The following is a 4,193-nucleotide window of genomic DNA, read 5'->3' as shown; positions in this document are numbered from 1 at the left end:
TGCCGAGTAGCCGAGGGGAATCTCACCCCTCGGCTCTCACAGAACCGTGCGTAATAGTCGCCCATTACACGGCTCTTGTCGTTCTGATCATCAGACCGAGACGGCGTCTGCGGTGAGGCGCCAGTGCGCGAACATGCGGGGATATCGCCGGGCGATTTCCTGCATCTTCGTGATGGCCTTCCGCTTGGCCGCGAGCCGTTTGTACTTTTGGCGGATCCAGCGCACCAGGTAGGCGTTGATGCGCATCAAGAAGGGATGCAGCTCCCAGGGCCTGAAACGGCCGTAGTAGTTGATCCATCCCGCCACCACGGGATTCATCCTGCGGGCGAGCTCCTGGAAGGACAGTTGCGAGCGGGTGTGCAGGTGCCAGGACCGCACCTCCCGCCCCATCTTCTTCAGGGCATCCCTGCTGACCGCCGGCTCGAACGACAGAAACTGCCTGCCGTGCCGAGTCCGGTTTCGTCTGGCACGGAACGTGTATCCGAGAAAGGTGAACGCCGTGTGCTCAGAGGAGCGCCGCCGTTGTCCGTCCTGGCAGTACACGATCCGGGTCTTGGCCGGGTGCAGGTGCAACCCAACCTCGGCCATCCTGTTCGCGAGCGCGGCCAGCACCTGGCGGGCCTGACGCTCGGTGACGCAGTGCACTACCGCGTCGTCCGCATAGCGTTCGAACCAGACGGACGGGAACTCCCGGTCCATCCAGGCGTCGAACGCGTAGTGGAGGAACAAGTTCGCCAAGACGGGAGATACCACGCCCCCAACGCAATGGGCAACTTCTGCTTCGAGGTGACGCTCGGCTACCGGCGCTTGGAACTCCTACCTCGCGCGGAGGGTAAGGAGCGTCACAATGGGTAGTAGGTTTGTGACATGGTGCGTGGTGATCGTGTCGATAGCGTCGAGTACGCCCGGCGGGTCAACGCCGCCGCGGATCTGGCCGGGGCGGGGGTGCCCGCGGCCGCAGCCGCCCGCACGTTGGCGAGTAGGTACGGGGTGTCGGTGCGTCAGGCACGCCGGTATCTGGAGCAGGCCATGGCTGCTGGACGGGTCGAAGTCCCCGAGTCGAGCGTGGTGTTCACGGTCAAGCTGCCCGGCTCGCTGGCCGGGCAGATCCGTGCTTGTGCTCACGAGAGCGACCGGGCGATCTCCGCGGTGGTGGCCCAGGCCCTGGCCGAGTTCCTTGAGCGGGGTGCCCCGGAGGGCCGGCCTCGCAGGTGAGCGGCCGGCTGGTGGAGACGGAGGCGGTCTTCGACCGTCATGCGGCGGCGGACTTGTCCGCGGCCTACGCGGTGTTGGTGCCGCAGCGCCGGGCCCGGGTGCGGGCCGGCCCCGATCAGGCAGGAGGAGCCGGTGACCAGTGCGGCGATTTACGCCCGGGTGTCGTCCGCCCGGCAGAAGAAGGACCAGACGATCGGCTCGCAGACCGCGGCCCTGCGGGCACACGCCGCCGCCTCGCATCTTGAGCTGCCCGAGGAGTGGGTGTTCGAGGACGAGGGGCACTCCGGGGCGACCCTGGTGCGGCCCGCGCTGGAGCGGCTGCGGGACCTGGTCGCCCAGGTCGGCGTGGATGTGGTGCTGTGTTACGCACCCGACCGCCTGGCCCGCAAGTTCGCCTACCAGGCCCTGCTGATCGAGGAGTTCGCCCGTGCCGGCACCCGGGTGGAGTTCGTACGGGGCCCTCGCGGCGACACTCCCGAGGACCAGCTGATGGTCCAGTTCCAGGGCATGTTCGCCGAGTACGAGAAGGCCCAGCTGATGGAACGCTACCGGCGGGGGAAGACCTACCGGGCCCGCTCGGGGTCCGTCAACGTGCTGAGCGGTGCCCCGTTCGGCTACCGATACCTGCGCAAGACCCCTGAATGCGGGGCCACTTACGAGATCGTCGAGTCCGAGGCAGCGCTGGTGGCGGAGCTGTTCCGCCGCTACACCGACGACGGAGCCTCCATCGCGGACCTGACCCGCTGGCTCACCAGCAGCGGCACCCCCACCCGCACCGGGAAAACCCGCTGGGACCGCAGCGTGGTCTGGGGCATGCTCCGCAACCCCGTCTACCAAGGTCAGGCCGCCTTCGGCAAGACCCGGACCGTCCACGAGTCCCCGGGGCTGAACCGCCGCGCGAGGCTGGAGGGCCGCACCACCCCACGCGCCGTCAAGTACGAGGACCGGCCCCGCGAGGAGTGGATCACCATCCCCGTCCCCGCGCTCATCAGCCCGGCCACCTTCGAACGGGCCGCCCAGCGGCTCGCCGACAACAAGCGTTTCGCCTCGCGCAACAGCAAGGTCCCCTCCCTGCTCCAGGGGCTGTCGGCCTGCGTGAGCTGCGGGTACGGCTACTACCGCACTTCGACCACTACCTCCTCAGGCAAGAAGATCTACTACTACCGGTGCCTGGGCTCCGACGACTACCGCTACGAGGGAGGCCGGGTCTGCACCAACAAGCCCGTCCGTGCCGACTACCTCGACACCGTCGTCTGGAACCACATCATCGACCTGATCGCCGACCCGCACCTGATCCGGTCCGAGATCGACAAGCGGCTCGACCGCGCCCGCACTTCCGACCCCGCCACCCGCCAGCGCAGCCGCCTCGAACTGGCCCTGGCCAAGGCCACCACCGCGATCACCCGCATGATCGAAGCGTTCCAGGAGCAACTGGTCACCATCGACGAACTGCGGGCCCGGATGCCCGGCCTGCGGGCCCGGGAAGGCAACCTGCGCGGCCAACTCGACGCGCTGGACGCCCAGCTCGCCGACCGCGACGCCTACCTCAAGCTCGCCGACGATCTCGAAGGCTTCCTCGCCCAGCTCCGCGACAACGCCCAGACAGCCGAGATCCCCGAGCGCCAGCGTGTCCTGCGGCTCCTCGTCAAGGACGTCCTCGTCGGCCCCGAGAAGATCACCATCCGGCACCGCATCCCCGTGCGTGAGCGCACTGCCGACGACCAGCATCAAGATCGAGACGCTACGGAGGGTGACTCATGCCCGGGTTACCCATTGCGTTGGGGGAGTGACAGGGGCTCCTTGAGGTGTCCCCTTCTCCCGCTCCAGCAGGGTGCCGTCGGGCATGACGAGCGGAGCAGCGAGCCACCGCCGCACATACAACTTCACCCAGACGGCGTCGGTGTGTGCTTCCACCGCCTTGACCAGCAGGTCCCAGGGCACACTGTCGAAGAACTTGGCGATGTCGAACTCCACCACCCAGTCCCGTTTCCAGCAGCGTTCCCGGCACTTTTCCACCGCGTCCAAAGCGGACCGTCCGGGCCGGTATCCGAAACTGTCAGGGTGGAAAACAGGCTCCACCCTTCGCACCAGATGCCGGGCCACCACGGTCTGAGCCACCCGATCAGCGACAGCGGGAATGCCGAGCATTCTCGTGCCGCCGCCATGCGACTTAGGAATTGCCACCGCACGCACCGGAGGAGGAAAGTACGAGCCCGACGACATCCGATTCCAGACCTTATACAGATTATTCTTCAGGTCCTTCTCGAAGTCGGCGATGCTCTGCCCGTCCACACCAGGCGCGCCTCTGTTAGCCCTGACTTCCTCCCACGCCTCCTTGACTTCCCACCTCGAAATTTCAAACGGCTTGATCTGAGACTTCAACTGGCCCATCGAACTCCTCCCGGACGTTGTCCGGTTGATGCGATCAACTCAGTCACGAACGACCCGGCCCCTTCGCTCCACCCCCGTTACAGAGGCTTCACCGCTACTACGAGCCGGTCCGCCAGCAGGACCCGTATCGGTACTCGACCCCTCGCAGTGTCTGCTGCTTGGGGCACTCCCTCTCACCCACCGCTACTTGGCGGGCAGTATCGGGACCTGCCTTCTCCTGTTCCATACGGAAGCCGCAGACCGGACTCACGTCGCCTACATGCCGGACACCACCTGGCCAATAAACGGGCACCCGCCAGGCTCATCCCAGGGTTCAGTTCACACCCCGGTTTTGATGTCGTCTTTTATCCTTTCGACACGTCAGCAGCGATTCACTTGCGTTCGTCTTCCCGGTCCCCACCTGACGCCTCTTACGACGCCTTTTCCTCATCGCTCACCACGACAGTCTTCGGCTAACGCAGCATGAGGCGGTTTGAAGCCTCCCCCCGCAGGGCGGCTTCGAAGGGCCACAAAACCTTCATCTTCCGCACAGCACCATTTCCAGAAGCTGTCCTACAGCCAACTCCCTTTCATGTTCAGGACACAAG

3 protein-coding genes and 1 pseudogene are annotated in these 4,193 nt (G+C 65.9%); 2 read left to right on the top strand and 2 right to left on the bottom strand.

Features of this window, described 5'->3' with window-relative positions:
• Positions 1-90: 90 nt before the first annotated feature.
• Entirely contained in the window at positions 91-753 is a 663-nt protein-coding gene (locus RB628_RS39580; protein ID WP_318325491.1) for a group II intron maturase-specific domain-containing protein, read from the bottom strand.
• A 114-nt stretch (positions 754-867) separates the two neighbouring features.
• On the opposite strand from RB628_RS39580, the gene RB628_RS39575 reads away from it, so the two are divergent.
• Positions 868-1,215, top strand: coding sequence for a hypothetical protein (locus tag RB628_RS39575; RefSeq protein ID WP_318325490.1), 348 nt, complete (start codon positions 868-870; stop codon positions 1,213-1,215).
• A gap of 39 nt (positions 1,216-1,254) precedes the next feature.
• A pseudogene (locus RB628_RS39570) lies at positions 1,255-2,469 on the top strand (recombinase family protein); the annotation flags it as partial.
• 501 nt (positions 2,470-2,970) lie between these two features.
• Here the strand turns inward: RB628_RS39570 and RB628_RS39565 are convergent.
• Positions 2,971-3,363, bottom strand: a complete 393-nt coding sequence (locus tag RB628_RS39565; RefSeq protein ID WP_318325492.1) for a reverse transcriptase domain-containing protein — start codon at positions 3,361-3,363, stop codon at positions 2,971-2,973.
• Positions 3,364-4,193: the final 830 nt, after the last annotated feature.

It is taken from the genome of Streptomyces sp. ADMS (assembly GCF_033441795.1).
Lineage (GTDB): Bacteria > Actinomycetota > Actinomycetes > Streptomycetales > Streptomycetaceae > Streptomyces.
The sequence above is the reverse complement of the archived record's forward strand: the minus strand, read 5'-3'. Positions and strand labels throughout refer to the sequence as shown.